Source organism: Bacillota bacterium, from assembly GCA_040754675.1.
Classification (GTDB): domain Bacteria; phylum Bacillota; class Limnochordia; order Limnochordales; family Geochordaceae; genus Geochorda.
Genome location: JBFMCJ010000354.1, coordinates 1 through 4,368 on the forward strand (window position 1 = coordinate 1; position 4,368 = coordinate 4,368).

The following is a 4,368-nucleotide window of genomic DNA, read 5'->3' on the forward strand; positions in this document are numbered from 1 at the left end:
CTGACGAAGCTGACCAGTCACAGCCGCAAAGAGACCGAGGCGTTGCCGGCCGGGGCGCCTCCGGCCGGGACGCAGCCCGCCGAGCTGCGGGGCGCTGGCGCGCCCGTTACCCTCGACGAGAAGCTGGCGCAGCTTCCCGCCCGCCCCGGCGTCTACCTCATGAAAAACGCTTCGGGCGAGGTCATCTACGTGGGCAAGGCCTCGTCGCTTCGAAGCCGCGTCCGCTCCTACTTCCAGACCGGGCGCGTCACCAACCCCCGCATCGACGCCCTGGTGGCCGACATCGCCGACTTCGAGTACATCGTGACGGCCTCGGAGATCGAGGCGCTGGTGCTGGAATCCAACCTCATCAAGCGCTACCGCCCCTGGTACAACGTCAAGCTGCGGGACGACAAGGCCTACCCGTACCTCAAGGTGACGGTGAACGAGCCGTTCCCGCGGGTGCTGGTGGTGCGCCGCATCAAGAACGACGGCGCCCGCTACTTCGGCCCCTACACCAACTCCACGGCGCTGCGGGAGACCCTGCGGTTTTTGCGCAAGCTCTTCCCCATCCGCACGTGCGACCTCAACCTGGACGGCACCCGCCAGTACCGGCTCTGCCTGCAGTACTACATCGGCCGCTGCCTGGGGCCGTGTGCGGCCCGCACCACCGTCCAGGAGTACCGCCAGATGATCGAGCAGGTCTGCCTGTTCCTGGAAGGCCGGCAGGAGCAGCTCATCCCGCCGCTCCAGGCCCGGATGCAGCAGGCCGCCGAACGCCTCGAGTTCGAACAGGCAGCCCGCCTGCGCGACCAGGTTCGGGCCCTCGAGAAGGTCGTAGAACACCAGAAAGTGGTGGCGGCCGGCGAGGAGGACCAGGACGTCGTCGCGTTCGCTCGCTTCGCCGATACGGTGTGCGCGCAGGTGTTCTACGTGCGCGCCGGCAAGCTCATCGGCCGCGACCACTTCCTGTTGGAGACCTCGGAGCACACCTCGCAGACCGAGGTGATGACCTCGTTCGTGCAGCAGTTCTACGACAAGACGCCCTCCGTGCCGCCCTCGGTGACGCTGCAGCACCCGGTGGAGGACGCCGCCCTCGTGGAGCAGTGGCTCTCCGAGCGGCGGGGCGGCCGGGTGCGACTGGTGGTCCCCAGGCGGGGCGACCGGCGGCGCCTGGTGGAGATGGCCGCGGAGAATGCCGCCCTCGTCCTGCAGGAGCTGCGCAGCCAGAGCGACCGCCGCGCCGCCGAAAAGGAGCGGGGCCTGGCCGTGCTGCGGGACGTGCTGGGGCTCGACCGCCTGCCGCGCCGCATCGAGGCCTTCGACGTCTCCAACATCCAGGGCGCCGACGCGGTCGCCTCCATGGTGGTCATGGAAGACGGCGAACCCAAGAAGGCCGACTACCGGCGGTTCAGGATCCGCCTGACGGGCGGCCCCAACGACTTCGCCATGATGAAGGAGGCGGTGCGCCGCCGCTTCGCCCGGGGGCTCAAGGAGCGAGAGGAACTGGAGGCGCTTCGCAAGCGCCTCGACGCCCGCCCGGATGGCGCCGCCGAACTCGAAGCTCGCCTGAAGAAGGCCGAGGCGGAGGCGCGCTTTGCGCACCTGCCCGATCTCCTGCTCATCGACGGCGGCAAGGGCCAGCTCAACGCCGCCCGCGAGGCGCTGCGGGAACTGGGCCTCGACGAGGAGATCCCGGCCATCGGGCTTGCCAAGCGCCTGGAGCAGATCTTCGTGGAAGACGAGCCCGACCCCATCGAGCTTTCCCGCGATTCGTACGCGCTGCACCTGCTGCAGCAGGTGCGGGACGAAGCGCACCGCTTCGCCGTGGGCTACCACCGGCAGCTGCGGGAGAAGCGCGCCGTGCACTCGGCCCTCGACGACATCCCGGGCGTGGGCCCCAAGCGCAAGAAGCAGCTCATCGAACACTTCGGGTCGCTCAAGCGCGTGCGGGAGGCCACGCTCGAGGAACTCCTGGCGGTGCCCGGCCTGCCGCGCTCGGTGGCCGAACGCATCCACCAGGGCGTGCACGCGGCCGGTGAAACCGCCTGATCCCGAGACAACCCCACCGACCGCCGGTGAGGCCCGGTATCCCTGCCCGAGAGTGGGTGTCCGGGACCGACTGACCGTCAGTCGGTCCGGAGGGATGGTCGCGCTGGCGCAAGGTTACGGCCGTGACAGTGGGGGAAGCTGATTCACGGAGCCAGGATGTCCGCAAGGCCACAGCAAAACCTCGACGGCATTCGCCGCAAGACCCTCGTCACTCCCAATCCAAAGACCGCCTGCGATCAAAAACGTTAAGGGGATATATTGACATCCTTAATATACACCCTTAACTTTATAGGTGGCAGACGGGATGCCGCCGGCGGCGCCCGACCCGGAAGAGGGGTGGGCGCCAGTGGAACTCATGTCCCCCGCCGCAGGCCGCCGCGCCGAGGCGGGTTCCGGGGCTGGTTTTTTGAGGTGGTGCTGGCCGGATGGCCGAACAAGTGCCCGTGCTGGGCAACTGCCCGGTCTGCCGTTCTCGGCTCGAGGTGGCACGCCTGCGCTGCCCCCGGTGCGGAACGGCACTGGAGGGCCGCTTCGAGCTCTGCTCCTTCTGTGCGCTAACGTCGGAGCAGCGGCAGTTCGCCGAGCTTTTCATCGTCGCCCGGGGCAACCTTCGCGAGATGGAGCGCATGCTGGGCCTGTCGTACCCGGCCATCCGGGCGCGCCTCGAGTCAATCATCGAGGCGCTGGGGCACCGCCTTGACCGGGGGGTACCCGACATGGCCGAACGGGAGGCCACCGCAGGTGCAACGGCCTCCACCGCTCCCGGCTCCCGCCCGGTACCGGGCGGCCCCGTACCGGCTGCGGAGCGCAGGGCGATACTGGAGGCGCTGGAGCGGGGCGAGATCAGCCCCGAGCAGGCCGTTGAGCGGCTGCGGGGCCACGGCTCAGCCCGGAGAGAATAGCCCTGGCGGTTTCAGGGAGGAGGCTTCGAGCCAAATGGATGAGAACGTTGCGACGCCGGCTGGCGGTAGCGGCGACGCTGCCGAGGAACGCCGCCTGATCCTGCGGATGCTCGAGGCCGGCAGGATCACCCCCGAGCAGGCCGTCGAACTCCTCAAGGCGCTGCAGGCCCCCACGGCCGAGGTGCCCGAGGCTGCGGCGGGGGCCCGAGCGGAATCCCGCCACGAGGCGCCCGAGCGGGGGGGCGACTTATGGCGGTGGGCCGAGTCCGTGGCCGGCCGCATGGGTGAGCTGGCCGACGAACTGAGCGAGCGGGTCTCCAGGGCTGTCGAGAGTGCGGGGCTGGAGGGCCGCCTCAGCGACATGGGCGAGCGCCTCGAGCAGCTCGGCCAGACGCTGGCCGAGCGCGTCGGGCAGGCTTTCGGCACCCTGGGCCGGGCCGCCTTCCCCGAGCATGCCTTTACCGAGGAACTGTCGGGCACCTTTGCCGAGGGCCTCAACCCGGACGTCGAACTTCGCACCCGCAACGGCCACATCCGGGTCGCGGCAGCGCCGCCCGGCGAGACAGGCCCCCGCACCTGGCGGCTCAAGGTGGATCGCCGCATCCGCGCCCGCACGCGCGAAGAAGCCGAGTCGCTGGGCCTGAAGCTCGTCAGCGTGGAACACGGCCCCACCCGCCTGACCGTACGCACCGAGGTGCCCGAGTGGCAGTTCTGGGGCCCCCATGCCGTCCACCTGGAGCTCACCGTCCCCGCCGACGTGGCGCTTGAGCTTCGGGCGTCGACGTCCAACGGCAACGTGTCGGTGCGGGGCCTGCGGGGCGGCTCCGTGGAAGCGCGCTCCGTCAACGGCCGGCTCGACCTCGCCGACCTGGCGGCCCACCGGGTTACGGCCCACGGCGTGAACGGATCCGTGCTGCTCGACGGGGTCCTCGCCGAGCTGGTTGCGGGCGACTCGGTGAACGGGAGCATTACGGGCTCGGCCACCGCCGCCGAACTGAAGGTGTCCAGCGTGAACGGTTCGGTCACCCTGCGGCCCTCGGCCAAGTTCGAACGCGCTCCCGCCCACCAGCGGGTCTCGGCGCGGACGGTGAACGGCAGCGTCCGGGTGGTACTGCCGCCGGAGGTGCGGGACGCAGCAACGCGCGGCGACCTCGGCCTGGGTCTTGAAGCCGAGACGGGGTGGGGCACGGCGCGCATCGAGGTGCCGGGCACGGCGCTCGTCTCCCAGACGGCGCAGATGGGTAGGCAGCGGGTCGTGTACCGCAGCCCGGACTTCGACCGGGCGGCACGGACGCTGCAGGTTCAGGCATCGACGCGTCACGGGTCCGCTGTTGTCACCGCGGATTGAGGGGGTGTGGTGGACCGACCGAACGTCAGTCGGTCCCCCGAGGGCCTGGGTTAGCCGGTCCCCGAGGGCCTGCCGGACCGACCGACC

The 4,368-nt window shown here is 70.2% G+C and carries 3 protein-coding genes; all 3 read left to right on the forward strand.

Translation table 11 applies throughout. The features are described 5' to 3' along the window. Positions 1-2,031 (forward strand): excinuclease ABC subunit UvrC (uvrC, locus tag AB1609_16650; protein ID MEW6048077.1); only part of this gene is annotated, 2,031 nt, incomplete at its 5' end. A gap of 425 nt (positions 2,032-2,456) precedes the next feature. Next, positions 2,457-2,933, forward strand: a complete 477-nt coding sequence (locus AB1609_16655; protein MEW6048078.1) for a DUF2089 domain-containing protein — start codon at positions 2,457-2,459, stop codon at positions 2,931-2,933. A 34-nt stretch (positions 2,934-2,967) separates the two neighbouring features. Beyond that, positions 2,968-4,281, forward strand: coding sequence for a DUF4097 family beta strand repeat-containing protein (locus AB1609_16660; GenBank protein MEW6048079.1), 1,314 nt, complete (start codon positions 2,968-2,970; stop codon positions 4,279-4,281). Positions 4,282-4,368: the final 87 nt, after the last annotated feature.

Bases quoted from the DNA above. Each gene is read 5' to 3' on its own strand.
- AB1609_16655 (MEW6048078.1), top strand. From the start codon at position 2,457: ATGGCCGAACAAGTGCCCGTGCTGGGCAACTGCCCGGTCTGCCGTTCT.
- AB1609_16660 (MEW6048079.1), top strand. From the start codon at position 2,968: ATGGATGAGAACGTTGCGACGCCGGCTGGCGGTAGCGGCGACGCTGCC.